Origin of the sequence: Devosia sp. FJ2-5-3 (genome assembly GCF_029201545.1) — a bacterium.
Taxonomy (GTDB): domain Bacteria; phylum Pseudomonadota; class Alphaproteobacteria; order Rhizobiales; family Devosiaceae; genus Devosia.
This window is the reverse complement of sequence record NZ_CP104007.1, coordinates 3128279-3155017: the sequence shown is the minus strand read 5'-3', so window position 1 is coordinate 3155017 and position 26739 is coordinate 3128279. Positions and strand designations below refer to the sequence as shown.

23 protein-coding genes are annotated in these 26739 nt (G+C 63.7%); 9 read left to right on the top strand and 14 right to left on the bottom strand.

Going from position 1 to position 26739, the window contains the following annotated elements:
- Positions 1-48 precede the first annotated feature (48 nt).
- The 9 genes from N0P34_RS15170 to N0P34_RS15130 all read left to right on the top strand — a co-directional run bounded on the left by N0P34_RS15170 (position 49) and on the right by N0P34_RS15130 (position 8676).
- The gene (locus tag N0P34_RS15170) at positions 49-489 is read left to right on the top strand and encodes a DUF559 domain-containing protein (protein WP_275604061.1); all 441 of its coding nucleotides are present in this window, start codon (positions 49-51) and stop codon (positions 487-489) included.
- A complete protein-coding gene (locus N0P34_RS15165; protein WP_275604060.1) occupies positions 482-865 on the top strand; it encodes a VOC family protein in 384 nt (127 codons plus the stop codon). Before N0P34_RS15170 ends, N0P34_RS15165 begins: the two co-directional genes overlap by 8 nt.
- Positions 852-1328 carry a GFA family protein gene (locus tag N0P34_RS15160; protein WP_275604059.1) on the top strand — a complete coding sequence of 159 codons (477 nt, stop codon included), beginning with the start codon at positions 852-854 and terminating at the stop codon, positions 1326-1328. Before N0P34_RS15165 ends, N0P34_RS15160 begins: the two co-directional genes overlap by 14 nt.
- Positions 1325-1825 (top strand): GFA family protein, encoded by a 501-nt coding sequence (locus tag N0P34_RS15155; RefSeq protein ID WP_275604058.1) that lies wholly within the window; start codon positions 1325-1327, stop codon positions 1823-1825. Before N0P34_RS15160 ends, N0P34_RS15155 begins: the two co-directional genes overlap by 4 nt.
- A 17-nt stretch (positions 1826-1842) precedes the next feature.
- Positions 1843-3483 (top strand): citramalate synthase, encoded by a 1641-nt coding sequence (cimA, locus tag N0P34_RS15150; RefSeq protein ID WP_275604057.1) that lies wholly within the window; start codon positions 1843-1845, stop codon positions 3481-3483.
- A 101-nt stretch (positions 3484-3584) separates the two neighbouring features.
- Positions 3585-5591 carry a LysM peptidoglycan-binding domain-containing protein gene (locus N0P34_RS15145; protein WP_275604056.1) on the top strand — a complete coding sequence of 669 codons (2007 nt, stop codon included), beginning with the start codon at positions 3585-3587 and terminating at the stop codon, positions 5589-5591.
- Entirely contained in the window at positions 5485-6033 is a 549-nt protein-coding gene (locus tag N0P34_RS20160; protein ID WP_345774436.1) for a metalloregulator ArsR/SmtB family transcription factor, read from the top strand. Before N0P34_RS15145 ends, N0P34_RS20160 begins: the two co-directional genes overlap by 107 nt.
- A complete protein-coding gene (locus N0P34_RS15135; protein ID WP_275604054.1) occupies positions 6033-7928 on the top strand; it encodes an ABC transporter ATP-binding protein/permease in 1896 nt (631 codons plus the stop codon). The genes N0P34_RS20160 and N0P34_RS15135 overlap by 1 nt, the downstream gene beginning before the upstream one ends.
- Positions 7929-8202: 274 nt before the next feature.
- Entirely contained in the window at positions 8203-8676 is a 474-nt protein-coding gene (locus N0P34_RS15130; protein WP_275604053.1) for a GNAT family N-acetyltransferase, read from the top strand.
- A gap of 55 nt (positions 8677-8731) precedes the next feature.
- Here N0P34_RS15130 and N0P34_RS15125 read toward each other — a convergent pair whose 3' ends face one another.
- From N0P34_RS15125 to N0P34_RS15060, 14 genes are all read right to left on the bottom strand, one after another.
- Positions 8732-12073, bottom strand: coding sequence for an efflux RND transporter permease subunit (locus N0P34_RS15125; protein ID WP_275604052.1), 3342 nt, complete (start codon positions 12071-12073; stop codon positions 8732-8734).
- A gap of 11 nt (positions 12074-12084) precedes the next feature.
- The gene (locus N0P34_RS15120; protein WP_275604051.1) at positions 12085-13350 is read right to left on the bottom strand and encodes an efflux RND transporter periplasmic adaptor subunit; all 1266 of its coding nucleotides are present in this window, start codon (positions 13348-13350) and stop codon (positions 12085-12087) included.
- A gap of 15 nt (positions 13351-13365) precedes the next feature.
- On the bottom strand, positions 13366-13914 hold the full coding sequence (locus tag N0P34_RS15115) for a PadR family transcriptional regulator (protein ID WP_275604050.1): 549 nt from the start codon (positions 13912-13914) through the stop codon (positions 13366-13368).
- A gap of 119 nt (positions 13915-14033) precedes the next feature.
- A complete protein-coding gene (cysQ, locus tag N0P34_RS15110) occupies positions 14034-14861 on the bottom strand; it encodes a 3'(2'),5'-bisphosphate nucleotidase CysQ (protein ID WP_275604049.1) in 828 nt (275 codons plus the stop codon).
- On the bottom strand, positions 14858-15727 hold the full coding sequence (nadC, locus tag N0P34_RS15105; protein WP_275604048.1) for a carboxylating nicotinate-nucleotide diphosphorylase: 870 nt from the start codon (positions 15725-15727) through the stop codon (positions 14858-14860). The genes cysQ and nadC overlap by 4 nt, the downstream gene beginning before the upstream one ends.
- 71 nt (positions 15728-15798) lie before the next feature.
- Positions 15799-16584: an SDR family NAD(P)-dependent oxidoreductase gene (locus tag N0P34_RS15100; protein ID WP_275604047.1), complete on the bottom strand. Its 786-nt coding sequence runs from the start codon at positions 16582-16584 to the stop codon at positions 15799-15801.
- A gap of 78 nt (positions 16585-16662) precedes the next feature.
- Positions 16663-17937: an AGE family epimerase/isomerase gene (locus tag N0P34_RS15095; protein WP_275604046.1), complete on the bottom strand. Its 1275-nt coding sequence runs from the start codon at positions 17935-17937 to the stop codon at positions 16663-16665.
- 244 nt (positions 17938-18181) lie between these two features.
- Positions 18182-19138: a class 1 fructose-bisphosphatase gene (locus tag N0P34_RS15090; protein ID WP_275604045.1), complete on the bottom strand. Its 957-nt coding sequence runs from the start codon at positions 19136-19138 to the stop codon at positions 18182-18184.
- Positions 19139-19232: 94 nt separating this feature from the next.
- Complete coding sequence (locus N0P34_RS15085) at positions 19233-19520, bottom strand: type II toxin-antitoxin system RelE/ParE family toxin (RefSeq protein WP_275604044.1); 288 nt, start codon at positions 19518-19520, stop codon at positions 19233-19235.
- Entirely contained in the window at positions 19520-19756 is a 237-nt protein-coding gene (locus N0P34_RS15080; protein ID WP_275604043.1) for a transcriptional regulator, read from the bottom strand. Before N0P34_RS15080 ends, N0P34_RS15085 begins: the two co-directional genes overlap by 1 nt.
- Positions 19757-19804: 48 nt before the next feature.
- Positions 19805-24484, bottom strand: coding sequence for an NAD-glutamate dehydrogenase (locus N0P34_RS15075; RefSeq protein WP_275604042.1), 4680 nt, complete (start codon positions 24482-24484; stop codon positions 19805-19807).
- Between the two features lie 400 nt (positions 24485-24884).
- On the bottom strand, positions 24885-25163 hold the full coding sequence (locus N0P34_RS15070; protein WP_275604041.1) for a hypothetical protein: 279 nt from the start codon (positions 25161-25163) through the stop codon (positions 24885-24887).
- Between the two features lie 120 nt (positions 25164-25283).
- Positions 25284-25835: a flavin reductase family protein gene (locus N0P34_RS15065; RefSeq protein ID WP_275606997.1), complete on the bottom strand. Its 552-nt coding sequence runs from the start codon at positions 25833-25835 to the stop codon at positions 25284-25286.
- 155 nt (positions 25836-25990) lie between these two features.
- Positions 25991-26593: a superoxide dismutase gene (locus N0P34_RS15060; RefSeq protein ID WP_275604040.1), complete on the bottom strand. Its 603-nt coding sequence runs from the start codon at positions 26591-26593 to the stop codon at positions 25991-25993.
- Between the last annotated feature and the right edge of the window lie 146 nt (positions 26594-26739).

The window sequence follows — 26739 nt, the reverse complement described above, 5'->3', positions numbered from 1 at the left end:
TCTCCCCTCGAGGGAGAAGGTGCCCGAAGGGCGGATGAGGGGGCTCTTATGGCTGATCGTAATCCATTCCGAACGCCAAAAACAAACGTGCTTCGCAAGTTCGCCAAGAGCATGCGCCATGCCCCAACGGAAGCTGAGGCCAGACTATGGTCCCTTCTCAGAGGCCGCCGATTTGCCAGCTACAAGTTCCGCCGGCAGATGCCATGTGGCCCCTACATAGCCGACTTCGTCTGCCTCTCTGCCAAGCTGATCATTGAAGCCGATGGCAGTCAGCACGCAGACGATGTCCGCGATCTGACCCGCGATGGCTATTTCAAGACCCAAGGTTTTCGGGTCCTCCGTTGCTGGAACAACGACATCCTCGCCCAGCCAGATCCGGTTATGGAGACGATCTGGGCCGCACTGCAGAACCCAAGCCTCCTGACAACTCCTGACGCTTCGGCAAACTCCTGTGGTGCTTCCATCACCAGAGGAGACCACCATGCTTGATCACGTCGGAATTCTTGTCGCGGACTGGAACAAGGCCAAGGCCTTTTACGATGCGGCCTTGGCCCCGCTGGGCGTCACCCTGCTCAATCAGGTGCCGGAGGAATATACCGGCGGCCTCAAGGTCGGAGGCTATGGCCGGGACAAGCCCGATTTCTGGCTGACCGAGAGCCGTGAGCCCGGCCCCGGTCGCCACTATGCCTTCTCTGCCAAGACCCGCGCCGAAGTCGACGCCTTCTATGCCGCTGCCATGGCCAATGGCGGGCGCGACAATGGCGGCCCGGGCCTGCGCCCCGACTACCATCCCAATTACTACGCGGCCTTCGTGATCGACCCCGATGGAAACAATGTGGAGGCGGTGTGCCATGCCCCAGGCTGAGGAGCATACAGGCGGCTGCCAATGCGGCGCCGTGCGTTTCAGGGTGACCCGTCTGGGTCGCCCGTCCATCTGCCATTGCCGCATGTGCCAGAAGGCATTCGGCGGCTTTTTCGGCCCGCTGGTCACCGCCCACAACGCCACATGGACCCGCGGCCAGCCCAAATGGTTCCAGAGCTCAAACGCTGCCCGCCGCGCCTTCTGCGGAGAATGCGGCACGCCGCTCGCCTATGAAACGCGTTTCGGGCTGGAACTGGCCATCGGCACGTTCGATGACCCCACCGTCGCTGCGCCGGAAATCCAGGTGAACCCCACCGACAAGCTGCCCTTTTTCGACAGCCTCACCAGCCTGCCTGTCCGGACCGAGGTCGGCGACGAGTGGCGCGATTTCATGGCCGGCATTCACTCCAACCAGCATCCGGACCACGACACCGAGGACTGGCCGCCGCGCGAGGAGCATCAATGAGACGCTATGCCATCGAGGTCAGCGGCGGCTGCCAGTGCGGCGCCGTGCGCTACCACGCCACCGAAATGCTCGACAATGCCCACATCTGCCACTGCCGAATGTGCCAGAAGGCGGTGGGCAACATCTTTGCCGCCCTCGTTGCCGCCCCCCGCGAGGCCATCAGTTGGACCCGCGGCGAGCCCGCCCGTTTCCGCAGTTCCGACCATGTCGATCGCGGCTTTTGCCGGGATTGCGGCACGCCGCTCTTTTACGAAGACCTCTCCGGCGACCGGGTCAATTTCACCATCGGCTCGCTCGACCACCCGGAAAACTTCCCGCCCGGCGCCAACACGGGCAATGAGGCGCGCGTGCCTTGGTTCTCGACGCTCCTGAGCATCGAGGATGGCGGGATCACCGAACAGCCCGACGACCGGGATTGGTGGAGCGCCATCCAGTCCACCAACAACCAGCATCCGGACCACGACACCACTGTCTGGCCCCCGCACAAGCAAGACTAGACCGACAAGGCCCGAAAATGTCCCGAGAACGCCTCTATCTTTTCGACACGACCCTGCGCGACGGTGCGCAGACGGCCGGCATCGAATTCTCGCTCGAGGACAAGATCGCCATTATTGACCTGCTCGAACAATTGGGCGTCGACTATATCGAAGGCGGCTATCCCGGCGCCAATCCGGTCGATACCGCCTTCTTTGAAAGCCGCCGCACCCGCAAGGCGACCTTCACCGCTTTTGGCATGACCAAGCGGGCAGGGCGCTCCGCCGCCAATGACCCGGGCGTGCAGGGCCTCGTCAACTCCGCCGCCGACGCCACCTGCTTTGTGGCCAAGGCCTGGGACTATCAGGTCGAGCTCGCGCTTGGCTCCACCACCGAAGAGCATATCGAGGGCATCGCCGATACCGTCCGCACTGCCGCCGCCGCCGGCAAGGAGGTCCTGATCGACCTCGAGCATTTCTTCGACGGGTTCAAGGCCAATCCCGAATATGCGCTGACCTGCATCACCACGGCCCTCGACGCCGGTGCCCGCTGGGTCGTGCTCTGCGACACCAATGGGGGCACCATGCCCTCCGAAGTCCGCGAGATCGTCGGGAAAGTGCTCAAATTCGCCCCCGGCGACCGCCTCGGCATCCACCCGCATGACGATACCGGCCAGGCTGTCGCCAATGCACTCGCCGCCATCGAGGCAGGCGTCCGCCAGGTCCAGGGCACGCTCAATGGTCTCGGCGAACGCTGCGGCAATGCCAATCTCATCACCCTGATCCCGACGCTGGCCTTAAAACCCTTCTATGCCGAGCGTTTCGAAACCGGCATCACCGCTGACCATCTCGAGCGCCTCACCCATATTTCTCGCGCTTTCGACGATCGCCTCAACCGCGCTCCCGCCCGCCAGGCGCCCTATGTCGGCGCCTCGGCCTTCGCCACCAAGGCGGGCATCCACGCCTCGGCGCTGCTCAAGGATTTTTCCACCTATGAGCATGTGCCGCCGGAAAGCGTCGGCAATGAACGCTCCATCATGGTCAGCCAGCAGGCCGGCAAGTCCAATCTGCTGACGGCCCTGGCCCGCCACAACATCGCCCTCGAAAAGGACGATCCGCGCCTCGAAAAGCTCCTCGCCACCGTCAAGGAACGCGAAGCCCGCGGCTATTCCTATGATGGCGCCGATGCGTCCTTCGCCGTTCTGGCCCGCCGCGTCCTCGGCACGCTGCCGAGCTTTTTCGACGTCGAGCATTATCGCGCCATGGTCGAGCGCCGCCACAATGCCCAGGGCGAGGAAGTCACCGTCACCGAGGCGGTCGTAAAACTCCGCGTCCAGGGCGAGCTGCTCATGTCCGTGGCCGAAGGCAATGGCCCGGTCAACGCGCTCGATCTCGCCTTGCGGAAGGATCTGGGCGTCTATTCCGCGCGCATCGAGGATCTCGAACTGGTCGATTTCAAGGTGCGTATCCTGGACGGCGGCACGGGCGCGGTCACCCGTGTACTGGTTGAAAGTCGCGATGGCAGCGGCGAACGCTGGGTCACCATCGGCGTTTCGCCCAATATCATTGATGCCTCCTTTGAAGCTCTGTATGAATCAATCACATACAAGCTGTTGAAGACTGATGCGGCGCAGGATTCGACACGAGGGGAACTGCATCAGCCGGCGCGGATAGCCGGCTGACAAAAGTCCGGGAGGACAAACTGGCCGAAACCACTCCGAAGCGACCTCTTGCTCTGACGATCGGGGCAGCAGCTGTCACTATTATTGCCGTCGTCGGCGTGTTGACCGGTCCCACGGTCATCAATTGCTTTTCGAGCGCCGACGGGTTTGGCCAGTGCGTCCAGACCCGCCTCGCCGATGCTGGCCTGTTGCCGCGCCCCGCAACCCCGCCTGTTGTTGCCGGCAGCGAAGAGGCAGTCGCCGCCATTTCGGAGGAAGCGGCCGAACCGGAAGAGGCCATTGCCGAGCCGGCGCTGGACGTGACCCCGGCCGAAGAGCCGATCGCCGTCCCCGACAATCTGATCGCCGCGACCTTCGGCCTTCTCCGTGCCGAGCCCGATGGCTCTGTGGTCATCGCGGGCAGCGGCACGCCCGGCAGCGAGATCGAAGTCTACGCCAATGGCTCGCTCCTTGGTCGCGCCACGGTCGAAACCAGCGGCGACTGGGTCCTCGTGCCCGACGCGCCGCTGCCGCCGGGTCCGCTCGAAATCACCCTTGGTGAAAAGGGCAAGACTGGCCAGGCCGGGCAGTCTTTCGTCGTCGTCATCAACGAAGACAAGAAGAGCCAGCCGCTGGTCGTCGCCAGCACGCCGGGAGAGGCCAGCGATATCCTACAGGGTCTCGAACGCCCGCAGGTCGCCGAAGTGGCGCAAGTCCCGGCTACCGACCCGGTCCAGCCGCCTTCTACAGCGGTTCCCTCCACCCAACCGCAGCCGCCTGCAGAAACCACGGTCCCGGCCGAGGCTCCGGCCGCTGCAATAGCTGAAACACCGCAGGCGGAAGCACCCGCAAGCGCCGCGCCGTCTTCGGCACCCGCCGCTCCGGACAGCACGCCGACCCCCGCGGAAACGGCTGCTACGCCGCAAGCCACTGTCCCGGCAACACCGGCAGCGCCGGACGCCCCTGTCGCCACCGCCCAGACGACGGAGCCGGCCGCCGCCATTGAGGCCCCGGCCGCACCGGTCGAAACGGCGCAGCCTGAAATTTCTCCCCCGGCCGAGCCGGTCACGCGCCCCGAGCTGCCTGCCGCAACGGCACCGGCGACGGAAGAAACCGCCATCGGCGACGAACCCCAACCCGGCACTGAACAATTGGCGGCCCCTGAACCGCAGACCCAGATCGCGGCCGTCGAACAGCCGTCCGAGCCCAGCACAGCCCCATCGCAGCCCTCGGCCCCGGCCAGCATTCCGCCCACTATCGACGCCATCGAGATCGAAGGCGGCAAGACTTTCTTTGCCGGTGCCGGACCCGATGGCGCCACCGTTCGGCTCTATGTCGACAACAGCTTCGTTGCCGACACCCAGGTCGAGGGCGGCCGCTGGCTGGTCGAAGCGGGTTCGGTGCTGAGCAAGCCAAGCCAGCGCATTCGCGTCGATCTGCTCCAGCCCGGCTCGGCCACTGTCATTGGCCGCGCCGAGGTCGATTTCCTGGTCGAGCTACCCCCGGGCGAGGAGCAGACGGCCATTGCCACGGCAGAACCCGCGCCCCAGGCAATTCAGCCTGAGGCGAGCCCGGAAACCGCATCCCCGGCAGCAGAGCCGGCGCTGCCCGCTACCGCCCAGGTCACTCCCCCGGCTGCAACGGCACCATCGGCTCAGCCCGCTGCGCCGGCGGACAATACCGCGCCCAACCCGGCGCCCGCAGCGCCGGCGGGGTCCACCTCCACTGCCGTCACCGAGACCCCCGCGGCCCCGGCCGCACAACCGGCAACAGCCGATGCTCCGGTCGCCCAAACCCCGGGCAACCAGCCCGCGCAGGCGGTGCCGTCCGCCGCAACGGCAAATGCCGCAATGCCGGAAACCCCGGCTGTGGCGCAGGCTCCGGCCACCAGCGCCGAAGCCACGCCGGACATCCCCACCATGGTGGCCGTCTCCATCGGTGGCGCCGATGCCCAGCGCTTTGCCGCCGGCAAGGCCATCATCCGGCGCGGCGACAACCTCTGGACCATTGCCCGCCGCGTCTATGGCACGGGCATCAAGTTCTCGACCATCTACGAGGCCAATGCCGGCCAGATCCGCGATCCGGATCGCATCTATCCCGGTCAGGTCTTCAACCTGCCCACCCAATAGCGGAAAATCTCTGCAAAACGGCGCCGCAAGGCGCCGTTTTCGTCTAGGGAGGGTGTTGGGGATTGACCTCGGCGGCGATCCTCACCATGTTCATCGCAATTCACCGATTAATTGTTCTGGCCCCATGCGCGACGACGACATAGCGACAATCATGAGAGCCATGGGCCATCCGGTCCGGCTCAACATTCTGCGCATCCTTGCGGCCCAGCAGGGTAACTGCTGCTGTGGCGATGTCACGGAATCACTGCCGCTCGCTCAGTCGACCGTGTCCCAACACATCAAGGTTCTGCTCGACGCAGGCCTTATCGAGCGCAAGCCGTACGGAACGCGAAATCGCTACACCATCCGGCACGACCGCCTGTCTGAAGTCGGTGATGCCTTCGGAGGACTTTTGGGCTGCCTCGCGCCTGTCCCCGTCCAACAGGAAACGGAACTGGCCTGATGCCCCCTGTAACCAATGAAAAGAAGCCGTCCGTTAGCGCGGACGAAGGTTCTGTCTTTGCCACCGTTCGCAATTTGTGGGCCTATATGTGGCCCGCCAATCGCCCCGATCTGCGCCTGCGCGTCATTCTGGCCATCGGCGCCCTGCTGCTGAGCAAGGTGGCCACCACGCTCATTCCCTTCGCCTACAAGGGCATTATCGATAGCCTCGATGGCAATACGCCCGACACCACCCTGGTGTTGGGGCTCGCCATTCCGGTCGTGCTGGTCATCGCCTATGCGCTGGGCAACGTCATCGATGCCGGCTTCCAGCAATTGCGCGACGTGCTGTTTGCCAGCGTCGGCCAGAACGCGGTGCGCAAGCTGGCGCTCGAAACTTTCCACCACATGCATGCGCTCTCGCTGCGCTTTCATCTGGCGCGTCGCACCGGCGGGCTCAGCCGCGTCATCGAGCGCGGCACCAAGGGCATCGAGACGGTCGTCCGTTTCGCCATGCTCAATATTGCCCCCACCATCGTCGAATTCGTCGTGGTGGCTATCATCTTCGTCTGGCTGTTCGGGCTGAGCTATCTCGGCGTGCTGGTGGTGATGATCTGGGGCTATCTCTATTTCACCATCAAGGCTTCCAACTGGCGCATCACCATTCGCCGTCAGATGAATGACAGCGACACCGATGCCAATGGCAAGGCCATCGACAGCCTGCTCAATTATGAGACGGTGAAATATTTCGCCAATGAGCAGATGGAAGCCGAGCGCTTCGACCGCTCCATGGCCGGCTATGAGCGCTCCGCCATCCGCATCTGGACCTCGCTGGGTTTCCTCAACTTCGGCCAGGCAGTCATCTTCTATGCCGGCTTCCTGATCATCTCGATCATGGCCATTCTCGGCGTCATGGATGGCACGCTGACGCTGGGCGATTTCGTCCTCCTCAACACCTTCCTGATGCAGATCTATCGTCCGCTCAACTTTATCGGCTTCGTCTATCGCGAGCTGCGCCAGGGCCTCACCGATATCGAGGAGATGTTCAAGCTCCTCGACAAGGACCCGGAAATCACTGACAAGCCCGACGCCAAGCCGCTTGCCGTCACCGGTCCGACCCTGCGCTTCGAGGATGTCACCTTCCACTACGATGCCGATCGTCCGATCCTCAAGGGCGTCAGCTTCGAGGTGCCCGCCGGCAAGACCGTCGCCATTGTCGGCCCCACCGGCGCTGGCAAATCCACCATTTCCCGGCTGCTCTACCGTTTTTATGACGTCACCGGCGGCCGCATCACCATCGATGGGCAGGATCTGCGCGACGTCACCCAGAAGAGCCTGCGGTCCACCATCGGCATGGTCCCGCAGGACACGGTGCTGTTCAACGACACCATCGGCTACAACATCGAATATGGCCGCCCCGGCGCGAGCCGCGCGGAAGTCGAAGAAGCCGCTCGCATGGCCCAGGTCGGCGCTTTCATCGCCTCCCTTCCCAAAGGCTACGACACCCCTGTCGGCGAACGCGGCCTGAAGCTTTCCGGCGGCGAAAAGCAGCGCGTGGCCATTGCCCGCACCATTTTGAAGGCCCCGTCCATCCTCATTCTTGATGAGGCGACCTCCGCCCTCGATACCAAGACCGAGCGCGACATCCAGGCCGCCCTCGACGTCGTCTCGCGCAACCGCACCACCGTCGTCATCGCCCACCGCCTCTCCACCGTGGTCAATGCCGACGAGATCCTCGTGCTCCGCGAGGGCCAGGTCGCCGAACGCGGCAACCACGCCGCGCTCCTCGCCCAGAACGGCCTCTACGCCCAGATGTGGAACCGCCAGCGCGAAGCCACCGAGGCCGAGGAAGCACTGGCCCGAACCCAGGAAGACCCAGACGGCTTCGTCAAACGCGGCATGCCTGCGGCAGAGTAAAGTCTCGCCAGACGCACCTCTTCTCCTCCCCCTTTCCAGGGGGAGGCCGGGTGGGGGGCGAGAGCCCCGATTTCACGCGCTTCCCTCGGCCCAAACCCAAGGGGAAGCTCCGCGCCTAGCACCAAGCCGCACCCAATCACCGGCCCACTGCTCCCCCTTTCCAGGGGGAGGCCGGGTGGGGGTACGCGAGCCCCGATATCCGGCCCTGATGCGACTATAACTCTCCCGGACGTCAGTAGGCTGCACAAACCCCTGTTGGCCGCTATGCTCCGGCATGACCCAAATCCACCTCGTCCCCGCAACGCCATCGCAAAAGCCGGTCATCGCCAATCTGATCCAGCTTTACCTGCACGACATGACCGAGTTCATGCCGTTCCCGGTCGGCGCCGACGGCCGGTTCAAATACGATTTCCTCGACCGCTTCTGGCGCCATCCCTATCTCATCCTGTCGGGCGAAGAGATCGCCGGTTTCGCGCTGGTCATCGACGAATGCCCGCTGACCGGTACGCAGCCGTGCTGGTTCATGGCGGAGTTCTTTGTGCTCAAAGCCCACCGGGGCAGGGGAGCGGGACGCGCCGCGCTCGACCTGGCACTCGCGGCCCACCCCGGCCCTTGGCACATCGGCGTTCCCCACGCCAATAGCGCCGCTCAGGCGTTCTGGTCGACTTCCCTCGCCACCCGCTCTCCCCAGGTCCGCGACCTCCATTTCGATGGCGACGACTGGCGGCTCCACTCATTCAGTGCCTGAACGGATAAAAAAGGCCCGCATTGCTGCGGGCCTGTTGCTTTCGCTCGGGACTGACCTATTCCGCCGCATCCCTGCGGCTGACGACCGTAACGCCATTTGACTCGTGCTCGACCAGCCCCGCCTCCTTAGAGACGATGAACCGCTTGGCGCCGTCGGCATCCTCGGGGATTTCGACGGCCATGCCGTCAAATCCGGCTGGAGCCGCGACTGACGCCTTCGGACGGAAAGGCGAGGCAATCGCCTGGCCGACACTGGCCACCCAGGCGCCGACGCCCTTGATCTGCTTCCACATCACGCTCGGGGCCGTCACCATCACCGGCACCATCACCAGGGTGAGTGCGGTGGAGAAGAACAGGCCCGAGACCAGCGCTGCCGACAGGTGGATGAACCACGACCCAGCCAGCCCGCCGATGACGATCTCGCGGCGGATGAAGTCGAACTCGACATTCGCCCACATCGGGATCACGCCCAGCGCGGTGAGGAACGCGGTCAGCAACACCGGTCGCACACGCTGGCTGACGGTCAGCAGCATGGCCTTGACCGGTTCGACACCCTGGTGGCGGTTATAGTCATTATAGGTGTCGATCAGCACGATGCCGTTCTTCACCACAATGCCCGCCAGCGCCACGATCCCGAGCCCGGTCATGATCGCCGAGAAACTCATCCCCGTCGCCAGCATGCCGAGCAGCACGCCGGCCACCGACATGATCACCGTCGAGAGCGTCACCATCACCTGGTAGAAGCTGTTATATTCGAGCAGGAGGATGAAGAAGATCAGCGCCATCGCCATGCCGAAGGCCTGGACGATGAAGGCATTGGCGTCGCCCATCTGCTCTTCCGCACCGCCAAAGGCCACGGTGACCCGGTCAGGGAAGCCCTGCTGGTCGATCCAGCTCTGCAGCTCCCGCACCTTGTCGGCGGTGTAGACGCCCTCTGGCATGTTGGAGAGGCCGGCGGCCACGTTCATCGCATAGACCTGGTTGCGCCGCTGGATATTGGCGACCTTGGGAACCGGGGTCCGCTCGATGAAATTGGCCACTGGGACCATGCCCTGTGCGGTGGCGATCCGCATCGAGTCGAGCGCATCGAATGTACGTTCCTCCTGCGGCAGCCGCACGCGGATATCGAGTTCATCACCCGTTTCCGCATCGCGATAGGTACCCAGCTTCACCCCGGAGGTGATGAGCTGCACATAGGGCACCAGTTCGCGCACGCCGATCCCGTATTTGCCGGCCTCGGCGCGGTCCACAGTGATCTGCCAGTCAATGCCCGGCGAGGGCCGGCCGTCTTCGAGATCCACCACTTCCGGCCAGCTGGCCAGATGGTCGCGGATCGCCGTTACGGTGGGCACCAGATCGTCATAGTCGCTGCTTTCGACCCGCAGATTGATGTCCTTGCCCGCTGGCGGCCCGTTTTCCGCAGCCAGGACCTGAATATCCAGTCCGGCAATATTGCCGACGCGCTGGCGGATTTCGCCGAAGATTTCCTCGGCGGGAACGCGGTTGTTCCAGTTGACCAGCTGCAGCTGGAAATTGCCGATCGTGTCGGGGGGCATGGTGCCGAAGGCGCCGGTCGTGCCGAACTGCATGACCACGTCCTGGATGCCGCGCACCTCGAGCAGCTGGTCCTCGACCTCGATCAGCATGTCGCGGATTTCTTCAGGGGAGTAATTGCCCTTCCCGACGACGGCCACGGTGGCATATTCCGGCTCCGATGCCGGGAAGGCCTCGGTGCCCGTCGGGTTCATCGCATAGGTCACGAAAATGGTCGCGATGATGCCGAAGCCAACCGCCAGCGTCGGCAGGGGCCAGTGCAGCAGATGCTCCATCGTGCGGACATAGACCCCGGTGATCCCGCCGACCTTTTTGGGGTCGAACTTGTCGGGGTACATGACGATGTCGGCTTTTTCCTTTTCCTTCTCGTCCACATGGGTGGAGGCGATCACCGAGCCGATCACCGGCATGAAGATCAGGGCGGAAATCAGCGAGGCGATCATGACGATGATCACGATCGTGGGCAGATAGCTCATGAACTTGCCGATAATGCCCGGCCAGAACAGCAGCGGCACGAAGGCGCCCAGCGTGGTGAAGGTCGCGCCCAGCACCGGCACGAACATCTTGCGCACGGCCAGGATGAAGGCTTCCTTCTTGGAAACCCCTTCCTGCAGCTTTCGCTCGGCATATTCGACGACCACCACCGGGTCGTCCACCAAGACGCCCACGGCGATCACCAGCCCGAACATCACCATCATGTTGATGGTCATGCCCAGCATTTCGGCGACGAGGAACGCCATCATGAACGACAGCGGAATGGAGAGCCCGATCATGAGGGCAGGGCGCACGCCCAGCGTGGCGATACAGGTGATGAGCACCAGCGCCACGGCGGTCAGAACCGCCGCTTCCAGCGAGCGGAAAAGGCTTGTCGTCGTCTCGGCCTGGTCGAGGAAGAAGCTATAGCTCACCCCGCCCGGCCAGTCCTTGGCGGCCTCTTCCGTCACCGCCCGGACCTTGTCCGAAACGTCGATGATATTGGTGCCCAGCTTCTTGGAAACGCCGAGGATCAGCGCGGGCGATCCATTGACCTGGGTATATTCGGTGGCGTCCGCCAGCGTGCGGGTGATGGTCGCGACTTCGCCGAAGGTGACTACAGTGTTGCCGTCGGTCTTGATCGGCAGGCTGTAGACGTCCTCGGCGGTCGTGATCAGGCCGGGCACTTCGATGTTGAACGAGCCCTGTCCGGTGTTGAGCGTGCCGCCCGGAACCACCATATTGTTGCGCGACAGCGCATCGAACAGCTGGCTGGCGGTCAGCCCATAGGCTTCGAGACGCAGCAGGTCGATGCGAACTTCGAGCTGCTCCTTGCGGGCGCCCGAGAGCTTGGCTTCGCGCACCTCGCCGATGCCTTCGATGGCGTCCTGCAGCAGCTCGGCGCGGCGGACCAGTTCCTTTTCCGGCGCCGTGCCATAGACAGCGACCGAGATGATCGGCTGGCCGACAATGTCGATTTCGTTGACGGTCGGGTCCGTTGCGTCATCGGGCAGCTTGGACTTGATGGCGTCGATCTTGGCCCGCGTGTCCGAAAGCGCCTGGTCCTTGTCCGTGTTGATGTCGAACTCGAGGAAGACCGAGGCGTGGCCCGTGGTGGAGGTGGAGCTGATATTGATCAGCCCCGGTAAATTCGCCAGTTCTTCCTCGGCCGGCTTGGCCAGGAGGTTTTCCGCGTCGCGCGGAGAAACGCCCGTCTGCGATATCGAGACGTAGAGATAGGGCACGTCGATCGCCGGAAAGCTCTCCTTGGGCATGGAGAGATAGGCGCCGGTGCCTGCCACCAGCACGATGGCCATGACGGTGAGGACGACCCGCGGCATCCTCAGCACTTTTTCGATGAAGTCGAGCATGTGAGCTGTCCTCAGCTGGCTTGCGCTTGGGCCGGCACGTCGGCCGGGCTGGCTTTAACAGCTTGTCCGGCGGTCACACTTTCCTGGCCAACGGTGATCACGTTGGAAACCAGCGGTAGCCCGGTCACCCAGACACCCTGGCGGGTATCGCTGACGATGGTGACGGGGTGGAAGGCCACGACGCCGTCTTCGACGGTGCGCACCCCCAGCATGCCATCGTCGTCCAGCGTCAGGACAGATTGTGGCAGCAGATGCCCCGGTGCCGTCCCCAGATTGACGACGGCTTCGGCGGTCACGCCGTCACGTATGGCGTAATCGCTATTGGCGATCTCGATCTCGACGGGGAAGGCGCGGGTGGCGTTGTCGGCGCGCGAGGCGATATAGGTCACCTTGCCTTCCGTGCTCTGGCCGGTCACGGTCTTGATCGTCGCCTCGAGCCCGAGCTTGGCAAGCCCGATATGGGCTTCGGGAACCATGCCGGTGAAGACGATGGGGTCGAGCTGGATAATGGTCGCGCATGGGCTGCCCGCAGCCAGCATCGAGCCGGCCTGGGCCAGCGGATCCTGGACGAGGCCCGGCACCTTGGCCCGGATTTCCGTGCGCGCCAGTTCCGCCTTGGCATTGTCGACGGCCGCCTGCGACGAGGTCACCGCAGCCTTTGCCCCGCTCAGCGCCACCTCGACCGCATTGGCGGTATTGGCTGCAGCCACGCCACGCGAGCGCAAATCGATATTGGTGTCATAGTTGAGCTGTGCCTGGGCAAGGCCGGCCTCGGCCTGTGCCAGCCCGGCTTCGGCCTGGGTCACCGCAGCGGCGCGCGTGCCCTGGTCGAGCGTGCACAATTGATCGCCGATCTCGACGCGCTGACCCTTGCTGACATGCACCTGGTCGACAGTGCCTGCAGTCTCTGCCACGGCGGTGACGGCGGCCTTGGCCTGGGTGCGCCCGCGCAACGGCACTTCGAGCGGCATCGGCTGGGCGGTGAAGGTCTGGACGCGGACATTGGGCAGGGGCGCATTGGCGCCGGTCGTCGACACATTGCGTTCGGCGATGGAAAGCTTCGGATCGGTCGCCGGTTCGGGGTGCTCGGCCAGCACGCCGGCGTCCGCCAGCGCATTGTGCAGCGGCCCATGGTCCTCGCCCTCGATGACGGAGATGATGGGCTTTTCACCATTGCCCGGGCCATTCCCGCCCACAACGAGCGTTCCGGTTGCCAGCCAGGCGCCCGCGCCGGCGAGGATCAGAAAGGCAAGGCCATAGGATAACAGTGCACGCATCGAGTAGTCGCCCCTCTATTCCGCCGCATCTTTGCGCGGATCGGCTTTCGCTAGTTTTGTTAGTTCGTGCATATGGGTGCGCAAATAGTCCTCTGCAACGCCCAATACTGCACGTCCGTAATTGATTACCCATTGGTCTGCTGGGCTGCAGCTGCCTTCACCGGCCAGGTCCGTCAATTTTCGAGTGCTGGCGGACAGGCGCTCCAGATGTTCCTTGGCCCGCTGTTCCACCAGTTCTGCCGGCAAGATCCTGGCGAACCGGGCCAGAAGCAGGAATGGGCTTCGGAAAACGTCATCGCCCAGCGGCCCCAGCAATTCTTCGGCGAAGGCGTCGCGTCCGGCATCGGTGATGGAATAGACTTTTCGGGCCGGCTTGCCCGCCTGGGGAACGGTGCGGCTCGTCACCAGCCCGTCCACCTCGAGCTTTGCCAGGGCAGGGTAGATCGAGCCAAAGCTGGCTTCGACGAAATAGGCAAACTCGCCCTCGACGCTCAGGCGGCGTATGTCATATCCCGTAGCCTCGCCCTCGTAGAGGATCGACAGGCACAGCGTCCTGACATTCATTGCGCTTATCCCGGCATATTGTCGTTCGATATATGCTCGGGCTATATATCCCTCGCGGGCATGGCGCAAGCTGCGGGCCGAAAACGTGTTCGCAGGTCAGTTAAGCGTTCGTTGCATGACTAGCCCAGAAGGCCACGCATTTCCTCTGCGGCCCGCTGCGCCAGCGCCATGCTGGTGGCGGCCACGAAATAGGGGTTGAGAAACCCCAGCTCGTGCTTGCCATAGCGCATGGGCGCGCCATCCAGCGTTACCACGCTTCCCCCCGCCGCTTCCAGTACCGCCTGGCCTGCTGCCGTGTCCCATTCGCAAGTTGGGGTAAAGCGAGGGTAAAGCTGCGCATCGCCGCGCGCCAGGAGGCAGAATTTCAGCGACGAGCCGACCGACACGTCCGTCTCGACATCGAGCGTGCGGCAAAGCTGTTCCAGCGCCGCGTGACCGTGGGACCGGCTGGCCACGATCCGCAGCCCCGCCGTCCAGCTCACCGAGATCGGGCGCCGTTCCGTGACGATGCCGTTCTTGACCAATCCCGCCCAGGCGCTATCTCCGTCACCGACGAACACTTCCCCCGTCACCGGCGCCAGCACGACACCCATCACCGGGGCGCCATTTTCGATCAGCGCGATATTGACCGTGAATTCGCCGTTCCGCTTGATGAATTCCTTGGTGCCATCCAGCGGATCGACCACGAAATAGCGCTCGCCCAGCACCGGCACGATCCCGGCGGCAACGCTTTCCTCTCCAAGTATCGGCAGGCCCGTCGCGCGCAGATGCTCGATGATGATCGCCTCTGCCGCCGCATCGGCCTCCGTCACCGGCGATCCGTCCGATTTTGCCACGGCATGGATCGGTCGCGCATAGACAGCCATGATCAAATCCGCTGCGGCGATTGCCGCCTCGACGGCGATCTCGGTCAGCGTGCGCGCCACCGGGCTCAGGGATACGCTCATTCGACACCGCCAATGGTCACGTCGAGCCCGAGATCGAGTGGCTTGGAGCCCATGGTGATCTGGCTGGTGGAGATGAAATCCACCCCCGTCTCGGCGATCGAGCGCACCCGGTCGAGCTGCACCCCACCGGAAGCCTCGAGCTTGGCGCGCCCGGCATTGATCGCCACGGCCTGGCGCAACAGATCATTGTCCATATTGTCGAGCAGCACGATCCTGGCGCCCGCCGCCAGGGCCTCTTCCAGTTCGGCCAGCGTCTGCACCTCGATCTCGATGCTGACGAGGTGCCCGGCGAAGGCCTCGGCTGCCTTGTAGGCCGCCGTCACGCTGCCGGCCACGGCAATATGATTGTCCTTGATCAGGATGGCGTCGTTGAGCGCAAAGCGGTGGTTGGCGCCGCCGCCACAGCGCACGGCGTATTTCTCGAACGCCCGCAGCCCCGGCGTGGTTTTCCGCGTGTCGCAGATTTTTGCGTGGGTTCCCGCCACTTCATCGGCATAGCGCCTTGTGAGGGTGGCAATGCCGCTGAGGTGATTGACGAAATTGAGCGCCACGCGCTCCGCCGACATCACCAGCCGGGCGGGACCTGAAACCAGTGCCACGACACCCCCTGCCTCGACGCGGTGTCCATCCGTGATCTGGGGCTCGAAACTGACCCCGTCGCCCACCAGCCGAAACGCCGCCGCGGCCAGGTCGAGCCCGGCAATAATCCCCACTTCCCGGGCCGAAAGGCTCGCCACTGCCCAGGCGTCAGGCGACAACACCGCCTGGCTGGTCAAGTCCCCCGCCTGTCCCAGATCTTCGGCCAGGGCATTGAGAATTGCACTCTCGACAAGATGGCGCGGAAGCTGGGCGGGCTGGGCAAGCATGGCACATCACAAGCAGAAGAAATCCTCCGCGTGCTTTACGCTTCCGCCCGTCCGCTGGCAATGTTTGAGGCTTAGCGCAGGAGGCTCTGCGCCCCATCGATCCAGATCGGCGAGCCGGTGATATGGCGCGACGCATCCGAGGCGAGAAACAGCACGAGATCGGCCACATCTTCGGCCTTGCCCGGCTCGCCGCCGGTCAGGGGAATGTCCCCCTCTGGAAACTCCACCGGCACTTCAGCCTTTTCGGCGTTCCGCGTCTCTGTGTTGTCCGAAATCTCGGATTCGATCGCCCCCGGGCAGATCGCATTGACCCGGATCCGGTGCTCGCCCAGTTCCACCGCCAATTGCTGCGCCATCGCCACCTGACCGGCCTTGGTCACCGAATAGGCCGTCGCGCCGGGATTGGTAAAGGTCCGAGTGCCATTGATGGAGGAAACGATGATGATCGAGCCGCCGCCCGCCTTCTTGAGGTGGGGGACGGTGTGGTGAATGGTCAGGTAAGTCCCGCGCAGATTGACCGATATGGTCTTATCCCATTCATCGGGTTTGAGGTCGTCGATCGGCGCCCACATGCCGTTGATCCCGGCATTGGCGACCACGATGTCGAGCCGCCCGAGTTCTTTCACCAGCGTGCCGACCAGTTCCTTCATCGCCGCGTCATCGGAGGTGTCGGCGGTCATCGCCTTGGCGCGCCCACCGGCCGCTTCAATCTCCTGGGCGGTCTTTTCCACTTCTTCTGCGGTGCGGCTCATCACCACCACGCTGGCGCCGGCCTTGCCCAGCGCCAATGCCGCTGCCATGCCGATGCCCGACCCCGCGCCGGTCACCAGCGCCACCTTGCCCTCGAGAGAATGCATGCTGTGCCTCCATGTGATGAGGGCACAACGCAAAAGGGGCGCCCGATCGTTCCGGACGCCTGAAGAGTAAAACCCCTGCTAACGGACCGGCCGTTCGGTGTGGTCCGCCTCGATGATCGCGTGGGTGAGGCTCCCTGTCGACGGATAGAGCGGAATGAGGCAGGCCTGGAGCGCGTGATAAATGTCCGGCTTGCCCACGAAGAGGCGCGCGCCCGGCGTCAGGTCTTCCTGGAGTTCGCTGAGCCAGCCGCCGCGCTCATGATCGATCACATGGTTCTCGGCAAAATCCCAGAGCTTGCGATACCAGCTCTGGAAATAGTCCTCGTGGTCATGGGCCGAGATGAACGCCGCCGCGCCGATCGCCTCGGACACCGGCCACCACAGCTTTTCGCGCATGGCCGGCTGGTCGTTCCAGTCGAGCGTATAAAAGAACCCGCCATGGACCTTGTCCCACCCCAAATCGATCGAGCTGCGGAACAGGTTCCGCGCGGCGTCGGTCATCCAGCCATGCTGCTTCCGTCCCAGAACCCAGAGCTGATAGAGCAGGCGCGACCATTCCAGCCAGTGCCCCGGCGTCGTCCCGGACGGGCGGAACATCTCATTCTCGTGCTTGTAGGTCTTGTCGAGACCCCAGTTCTCGTCGAAATGCTCAGCCACCCGATGCCCCAGAGGCACCGCATTGTCGCGAATGATGCGCTGGGCGATGCGCTCGGCCTTGATGAGATAATCTTCCTTGCCCGTGGCCTCATAGGCCGCCATCAGCGCTTCGGTCAGGTGCATGTTCGAGTTCTGGCCGCGATAGCTGCTGATCGGCGACCAGTCCGTATCAAACTCCTCGCGCACCGCCCCGGCTTCCTCATCCCAGAAGCGGGTATTGATGACCTGCGTGATGTCTTCAATCAGCTGATCGGCGAGCGGGTGACCAACCAGCTTGGCGCTCGATCCGGCCAACAGCACAAAGGCATGGCCATAGGCCTGCTTGAGCCCATCGACCACACCGGTGTCATCCAGCGACCAGAAATAGCCACCGTTCCTGACGTCGCGGTGATGGTTCCAGAGATAGTCCATCCCGTGATCGATGATCTCGTCCGACCCCGGCCGCCCGATCAGGCTGCCGATGACAGCGCAATGGATCATGCGGGTGGTCGAATGAATCTGGCGCACCGCATTGTCGGTCTGCACCGGCCTGCCATTGTCATCGAGATCGAAGAACCCACCCTTGGGATTGAGCGAATTCGCCTCGAAGAAATCGAACAGATTATTGGTCTGCCGCATCAGATACTGCCGATGGAAGGGACGCTTCTGCCAGGGGCCGGCATTGGTCTTGGGCAGGGTAAAATGTGTCTCGGTCATGCTCGCTCCCATCCGGCTCTCCGCCGCAACCGCTTCTATCGCCAAGACGCCCGCCCTGCAACGTTGCAAACATTTGGGACTTTAAGGAGCGCGGATTGTATTTGGCCCCCATCTCCCCACACACCGCACCCACCCTCCCTCTTGAGGGGAGGGCAGGGGGGGGGGCTTCGGCAAGATCGCCGGGCCCCGCTTCACCGCGCCCGCCCAAAACGCGATCCGACCCTCCCCCTTCTTCAGGGGAAGGTTAGGTGGGGGTATTCTCCCTATAAAACCCCTCCACCCGCCGCACTTCCTCCACTGACCCCAAGATCACCGGAACGCGCTGATGGATTCCCGTCGGCGCCACCTCCAGAATCCCTTGCATCCCCGTGGTCGAAGCGCCCCCGGCGCCCTCCACCAGCCACGCCATTGGGTTGGCCTCATAGAGCAGCCGCAGCCGCCCGCCCTTGCTCACTGTCTCGCTGTCGAGCGGATAGAGAAAAATCCCCCCGCGCATGAGGATGCGGTGGATGTCGGCCACCATCGAGCCCACCCAGCGCATATTGTAGCGCTTGCCCGCCGGCCCGGTTTCCCCCGCCACGCTTTCGCTGACATAGCCCCGCGTCGCATCATCCCAGAACCGCTCGCGCGCCGTATTGATGGCAAATTCGCCCGAGGCCTCCGGCACCTTCGCGGCCGCCACCGTCAACACCCACTCTCCCGTGCCATCCAGCGTAAACACCGCCACCGGCCCGTTGATCCGCACGACGAGGCTGGTCGCCGGCCCATAGGCGACATAGCCGGCAGCCAGCTGGGCCGTGCCTTTCTGCAACATCCCGCCCGCCGCCGGCAGCACCGAAAAAATCGTGCCCACAGTGACGTTTACGTCGAGGTTTGAAGATCCATCGAGCGGATCGGTGGCGACGATGAACCGCCCCTGATTCTCCATCTGAACGGCTTCATCTAGCTCCTCGGAGATCAGAATCGAAACCGCCGCATTCTGCTCTATGTGCTTGAGAACAATATCGTTTGAGATGATATCGAGGGCCTTTTGCGCCTCGCCCTGCACATTGGTCGCCCCGGCCAGTCCGGTCTGCCCTTCGATGGGCGCCGCACGCAGAACATCAGCGATTTCCGCCCCGGATTGAGCCATGCTGACAAGCACGCTGGCCAGCTCCCGGTCATCGGTCTGCGTTTCGAGCCATTGGGCAAGACTGGTCATGGGCAACTCCTCTGCGTCCCCACCAGTCTCCCCAACCACCCCTCCGGCACAAGAAAGACTTTTGGGTGAGGGGGAGGGGCGAGAGACGTAACCGCTAGGCGAAATCGTCAGGCCAGATACGGGCGCCATGCATTACAGCGAGCACTTCGACCATGTTTGTGACGCGATAGACGACGATATAGGGCAAGTCAGGGAAAACGAGTTCGCGGGTGCCTTGCGCCCGTCCCAATCGTCCGGCCATCGGAGCTGCGCCCAACGTATCTGTGGTGCGTTGCACCAATCCCTGTGCAAGCTGGTAGGCGGCCCGTGGACTATCCTGAGCGACATAATCCTGGATGGCATCGATGTCCCTCAGGGCAACGCGCGTCCAGGCAATCTTCATCAGCTTGGTCGGTATTTTCCAACGACGCGTGCCAATTCGTCGTCATTGGCGAAGTTTCCCTTGTCGGCGTCATCGCGGCCGGCATCGACTCGGGCGAGAAAGCGTTCCTGCCACTCAAGCGAATGACCGTGCTGCAAGGCGTCCGAAATGACCTGCGAGGGGGTCAAATTCGACCGCTTCGCAATCGCCTCCACGCGATCGCGGAGGATGTCGGGTATGTCCAGAACGATGCTCATGGCATCACTATGTCCCAAATATCTGCACTTTGAAACCGGTTCATCTCTTCACCCCTCCCGCGCCAGATCCGCCAGCAGTCCCGCCGCCACGCTGAGCCGCGATACCGTCGCGGTCCCGTGCACCAGATCTCCGACGGCCCCGACAGTCCGCGCAATCGCCGCCTGATGCTGATCGCGCCAATTGTCCAACCCGCCTGCCGCCAGCACGTCCGATGTCAAATCGCGCAGCGCCCGGTTGAGATTGGCCAGAGCCCGGTCGAGCGCCATGCGCTCATAGCGGTCCGCCAGCACCATGCCGCGCCCAGCGTCCATGATGCTGAATATATCGAACAGCCCGGCCACGCCGAAATAGGCCCGCCCCGCTGCTTCGATCGCAACACCCGCCCGCTCGGCCACCAGCACGATATCGCTGCCATTGCCGATCACCGGCAATTCGGCGATCCGCAGGGCCAGTGCCTCGGGCACGCCATGGGTCACCATGCCTCTTGCCCGTGCCGCGATGGCATCGGAAACACCCGCTCCGGCAACCTGATCCCGCACGGCGCGCAATTGATCGACGCCGGCCCGATGCCGCGCTACCAGAGCCTCGATGTCGGTGGTGACATTGCCATTGCGCAGGAACCACAGGGTCTCGCGCTTGAGCAGGGCCGCAATCTGCCCGTAAAGCGCCAATTGCACTGCGCCCGGCACCACACCGTCCAACGCGTCGACCTCCGCATTGAGCGCCGTCAGCCCATAGACGTCTCGCACCGCCGCATAGGCCAGCGCCACTTCGCCCGCGCTGGCGCTGGTCGCCGCCGTCATCTCGGTGACAAAGGCCGGCCCGCCGCGATTGATGATGGCATTGGCCAGCACGGTCGCAATCACTTCCCGCTTCAGCCTGTGCCCGGCCACGGCCTCCGGATAGGTCCGGTTCAGCGTTTCGGGGAAATAGCGGTAGAGCTCGCCCGCCAGATAGGGCGCGTCGATGGCGCTGCCTGCGAGGAGATCATCGAACAGCGTCAACTTGGCATAGGCGAGGATCACCGCCAGTTCCGGCCGTACCAGCCCCTTGCCCTGTTCGGCGCGCGCATTCAGCGTGGCATCGCTGGGCAGATATTCCACCGCCCGGTCGAGCAGCCCCCGCGCCTCCAGCGTTTCGATGAGGGCGCGGTGGTCCGGCAACTCGCCCACGCCCGCCTGCTGGGCCAGCGACAGGGCCAACGTCTGCAGGTAATTATTGCGCAGACACAGCGCCGCCACCTCGTCGGTCATGCTGGCGAGGAATTCTCGTCTCGCCTCCGCGTCGAGTGTGCCCGCGGCCACCACCGACGCCAGCGCGATCTTGATATTGACCTCGAGGTCCGAGGAGTTCACCCCGGCCGAATTGTCGATCGCGTCGGTTTCGATGCGCCCGCCCTTCAGCGCAAAGTCGATGCGCCCCTTTTGCGTCACGCCCAGATTGGCGCCTTCGCCAACCACTTTGGCGCGCACTTCGGCCCCGGTGACGCGAATGGCGTCATTGGCCCGGTCCCCCACGCTCGCATTGTCTTCGTCCGCGCCGCGAATATAGGTGCCGATGCCACCGAACCAGAGCAGATCCACCTGCGCCTTCAATATGGCGCGGATCACTTCGGCCGGCGTCGCGTGCTCCTGATCCAGCTTGAGCAGCGCCTTTATTTCGGCGCTGAGTGGGATGGATTTGAGGCTGCGCGAGAACACCCCGCCACCCCTCGAAATCAGTCCCTTGTCATAGTCCTGCCAGCTCGACCGGGGCAGGGCGAAGAGCCGCTGGCGCTCCGCAAAACTGCGCGCCGCATCCGGCTCGGGGTCGATGAAGATATCGCGGTGGTCGAATGCCGCCTGCAGCCGGATCTGTTGGCTGAGCAGCATGCCATTGCCGAACACGTCCCCGCTCATGTCTCCGACACCCGCCACGGTGAAGGGTTCGCGCTGGATATCGCGGTTCATCTCGCGGAAATGCCGCTTCACCGCCTCCCAGCCGCCGCGCGCGGTAATGCCCATGCCCTTGTGGTCATAGCCCGCCGATCCGCCCGAAGCGAAGGCATCCCCCAGCCAGAACCCGCGCTCGATGGCAATGGCATTGGCAGTGTCCGAAAAGCTCGCCGTGCCCTTGTCGGCCGCCACCACCAGATAGGGATCGTCCCCATCCCGCCGCACGATTTGATCCGGCGGCACGAGATGACCGTCGATGAGATTGTCGGTCACATCCAGCAGCGAGCCGATGAAGATGCGATAGCTTTCCGTCCCCTCGGCCATATAGGCCTCGCGGCTCATCCCCGGCACCAGCCGCTTGGGCACGAACCCACCCTTGGCGCCCACCGGAACAATGACGGCATTCTTCACCTGCTGCGCCTTCACCAGCCCCAGCACCTCGGTGCGGAAATCCTCCGGCCGGTCCGACCAGCGCAATCCGCCGCGCGCAATGGCGCCAAAGCGCAAATGCACGCCTTCGACCCGCGGCGAATAGACCGAAATCTCCCGATAGGGCCGGGGCGCCGCCATCCCCTCGATTTTTGAGCTGTCGAATTTGAGCGCCAGCGCCGGCCGGCGGTTGCCTTCTGCGTCCCGCTGGAACGCATTGGTGCGCAGCACTGCCTCGATCAGGTTCTGGAACCGCCGGATGATCGTGTCTTCGTCGAGCGAGGAAATCGTCTCGAGCTGGGCCGCAATCTCCGACCGCGCTGCTTCGGCCGCGGCCTCCCGGTCTCTGACAGCCGGATCATGCAGCGCGTTGAACAGCGCCACCAGCGCCCGCGCCGAAGCCGCCTGGTTGACCATCACCTGGGCGATATAGCGCTGCGAATAGGAGGTCCCCACCTGCCGCAGGTAACGCGACAACGCCCGCAGCAGCGCCGCGTCGGTCCAGCCCAACCCTGCCAGGGTCACGAGGCTGTTCAGCTGATCGCTCTCCGCCGCCCCGGTCCATACCGCCATCAGCCCGCTCTCGATGGCGTCCGCCCGCGCGTCCACATCGAGCACTGCGCCATTGGCCGTTTCCATCACCATGTCGTGCAGATACCGCTCCACCCCGTCGCGCGGCACCAGCGTATAGGTGCGCTCGTCGATCACCCGGAAGCCGAAATGTTCAAGCATGGGCACGCGCTCGCTGAGCGGAATGGCCCCGGCCTGCTTGTAGAATTTGATCCCCAGCGCGCCCTCGGCGCCATTCCGGGCCCGCAACTGGATGGCGATGCCGCCGCGCTCCTGCAGCGCACGGAAAACCGAAATATCCTCCAGTGCCTCGCCCACGCTTTTCCGCGACTGGTAGGCCGCCGAGAAGGCCGAGCGATAATCGCTGATCGCACCTGGGTCGGGCGCCTCCGCCACAAGGAGATCGGAGAAATCGCGCGTCAGCGCCTCGATCCGCGCCTCCAGCTCTGCCCGCGACGGGTTCGGCGTCTTGCCGTGAATGCGCCCGATGATCACATGCAGCCGGACCAGTTCGCCTTCCGGGAAATTGGGATAATAGGCCGAAACCCGCCCCTCGTAGATCTGCGCAAGGCTGCGCGTGATGCGCGAGCGCACGGCGCTGTCGTAGCGATCGCGCGGCACGAAGACGAGCACCGAGACGAAATTGTCGAACCGGTCGATGCGCGGCAGAACCCGCACTTTCGGCCGGTCATAGAGCGCCGCAATGGCCTCGGCAAATTCGGCCAGCTGCTCGACCTCGATCTGGAAAAGCTCATCCCGCGGATAGCTGTCGAGCGCGCTGAGCAGCGTCCGCCCCGCATGGCCGCGCGGGTCGAGGCCCGATTTGCGCATCACTTCGGCAATCTTGCGCCGGATCAGCGGCACGTCGGTATGCGGCGTCGCCAGCGCCTGGGCCGTAAACAGCCCGACCACGCGCAGCTCCCCGATAACCTTGCCATCGTCGCCATAGCGCTTGATGCCGAGATAATCCATGTGCACCCGCCGATGCACCCGGCTGCGCACATTGGCCTTGGTCACCAGCAGCGGCTCTGCCGTCTTGAGGAAGGCCACCAGTTCGGGCGTACTGTCGACATAGTCGCTGCCAAGCCGCAGCACCTTCATTCCCGGGTCGCGCAAGACGCCCAGCCCGCTCTCGGGCAGCGGCACGAGGCTCTCGCCGTCGAGGCGATATTCGCACGTGCCCAGGAAGGTAAAATTGTGCTCGGTCAGCCATTCGAGAAACCGCATCGGCTCGTCGCGCAGGGCAGGGCGCAGGCCCTCAAGCCCGCTCATCGCGCTGCGCACCGTCTCGAGCATGGGCCGCCAGTCGCCCACCGCGCGGGCCACATCGCGCAGCGTCGTGGCGATTTCGGCGCGCAGCGCCTCGATATCGGCAATGGGGTCGCTGTGAATATGCAGCACGCTGAGCGGCGCGCCGCCATTGTCGACCAGGCCCTCCGGACCCAGATGCACCACCGGGTGCGCCATCAGCCGGATCACGCCACCCATGGCGCGCAATGCCGCCAGAACGCTGTCGACGATGAACGGCATGTCCGGGGAAATCACGTCCAGAACCAGCGGCGCCCCGGGTGTTTCCGGCGGCGTTGCATAAATGCGCGTCTCGTCCGAACCCCCGCTGATCAGGCGGGCATGGCTCTGCTGCAGCACCGCGAGAAAACGCGCGCCGTCCTGACGGGCAAGATCATCGGGATCGGTGGCGCGAAGCGCCGCGTCCAGGAAAAGCGCTAGGCTCTCATCCTGTCCGGCAAACATGTTCGCCTTCTCGATAAATCCCTGCATGTATTTGTCCGCCATACCCGACCCCTTAGACTCGCCCCTCACCTTAACAGGCAAAACCGGCCTGTCTTCCTTTCTGTGCGGGCCGCCTGGCTTAGACTAAAGGAGCACGCAATTTCACAATATCGTCGCAATTGGGCAAACCGTTTCCCGCCGCCCCGACCCGGCTGTTCGTTTACCTCTTGTTAAACTCGATTGATCTGGTAGTCTTTCAGCAGATCAATCTCCGGGGTTCCCGATGCCGAAGATCTCACTGATGGTTTCCTATGCGGCTCTGGCCGCCGCCCTCATTCTGGGCTTCGTGGTCACCACCCATGCCGGTGCTTTTTACTAGAAGCCCGAACGCGCCTGTCCATTGCCAATCCGCCCGCCGCATATCGCCCACGAGGGGTGTGTGCGCCAGCGCTCTATCTTTGGCTTAATGGACGCTGGCGGGTGTAATGGGCGTGCCGGGCACGGAGCCGATCCTGGGGCCTACCCAGAACACGACATAGAGCAAGTCATGGCCCTCGGCATCGGTGATCTCGATGCTGCGCGGCATGCCGGTTTCCCCGCCTTCGCCCGCGAGTTTGTCCATGATCGCCTTGCCGATTTCGGCGGCATTATGCTCGGCGGCTTCGAGATCAGCATGCTCGCTGCCTGCCTCGTCGCGGATCAGCCCGTCATCGGTACGATAATGAAAGAAAAAGCGCGGCACCTTCGCCTCCTGGTCACTCTGGAAACGAAACCCCGAGCGTGCGGTTGCAGATTACCAGTGTGACCGTCATTGCGGCATTACTCTGGCAGGTCTGGCCGTTTCCGTCGACCCGCCAGTGCTTTATTCGCCGTCCCGGGCGCTGAGCCCATGATATCCGTGCCTCTGCCACACCAGCGGCATCCGCTCCGTGCTGGTCTCCGCCTCGACAATGGCGCCGGCGAACAGCACATGCGTCCCCGTTTCCATCGAACCGATGACATCGCAATCGAGCGTCGTCACCGCGCCCACCAATTTGGGGTGTCCCGATGGCCATTTGCCCCACCGGCCGAGGCCAAATCGGTGCTCCGGCTCGATCTTGCCCGCAAAGGCGTCGGCAATCTCGGTCTGTCCGCTCGCCAGCATGGCCAGTGAAAAGCCACCGGTCTTGGCGATCAGATCGGCAAGACGGCTGACGATGTCTATGGACACCAGAAGAGCCGGCGGCGTCGCCGATAGCGACAATACCGAGGTCACCGTGCGGCCAACCATCTCGTCGCCGCGTCTTGCGGCAACCACGCAGACCGTCGAGGCCATTCCGGCCATCACGGCGCGGAACTCGCTCCTGCCCACGGGCGGGCGCCGGCTGGGGCGCAGGGCCATGGTGTCGGGAAGGTCGAAATCAGCCATTGTCATACTCACGACCCCACTCCCGTCATGTCGGGACATGCATGGTCAAATTCAATCACCCAGCATCGCCTGGAAGCGCGGCCAAATGCAATCATCGGGGGGTGGCCCGGCCCCGAAAGGCCGGGCGCAAGCGGCAGGCGCCAGACCTGCCGCACGAATGGTTAAGCCAGATTGGCTTCGGCAAACTCATAGTTCGCCAGCTTGTCGAGGAAATTGCTCACATAGTCCGGCCGACGATTGCGGAAATCGACGTAATAGCTGTGCTCCCACACGTCGAGACCCAGCAGCGCCTTGCCTTCGCCTGTTGCCAGCGGGTTCGAGCCATTGGCGGTCTTGGTGGTCTTGAGCTTGCCATCGGTGCCCAGCACCAGCCAGGCCCAACCCGATCCGAACTGGGTGGTGGCGGCGGTCTTGAAGCTCTCCTTGAAGGCGTCCACCGAACCGAAATCTTCCACGATCTTGGCTTCGAGCTTGCCCGGCAGCTTGCCGCCATTGGGCGACAGCGCGTTCCAGAAATGGATGTGGTTCCAGTGCTGGCCGGCATTGTTGAACACCGGGGCCATGTCGGCCTTATCCTTGGCGAACAGCACGATTTCTTCGAGCGACTTGCCCGCGAGCTCGGGATATTTTTCCACGAATCCGTTGAGCGCCGTCACATAGGCTTGGTGATGCTTGCCATGGTGCAGCTCGAGCGTCTCCTGGCTCATGCCGGCATCGGCCAGAGCAGAAACGGAATAGGGTAGGGCGGGTAGCGTAAAGCTCATCTCAAACTTCCTTTCGCGGCGCTCCGGCTTGCCATTCGGCGCAGTCCGGTCTAATTTCCAAGCAACGACTTTGAAAACCCTTCGCCTCATTAAGTCAAGGTCCAACTTGGAAAACCATTCGGCACAGTCCCAGTCCTGGTCGCCCC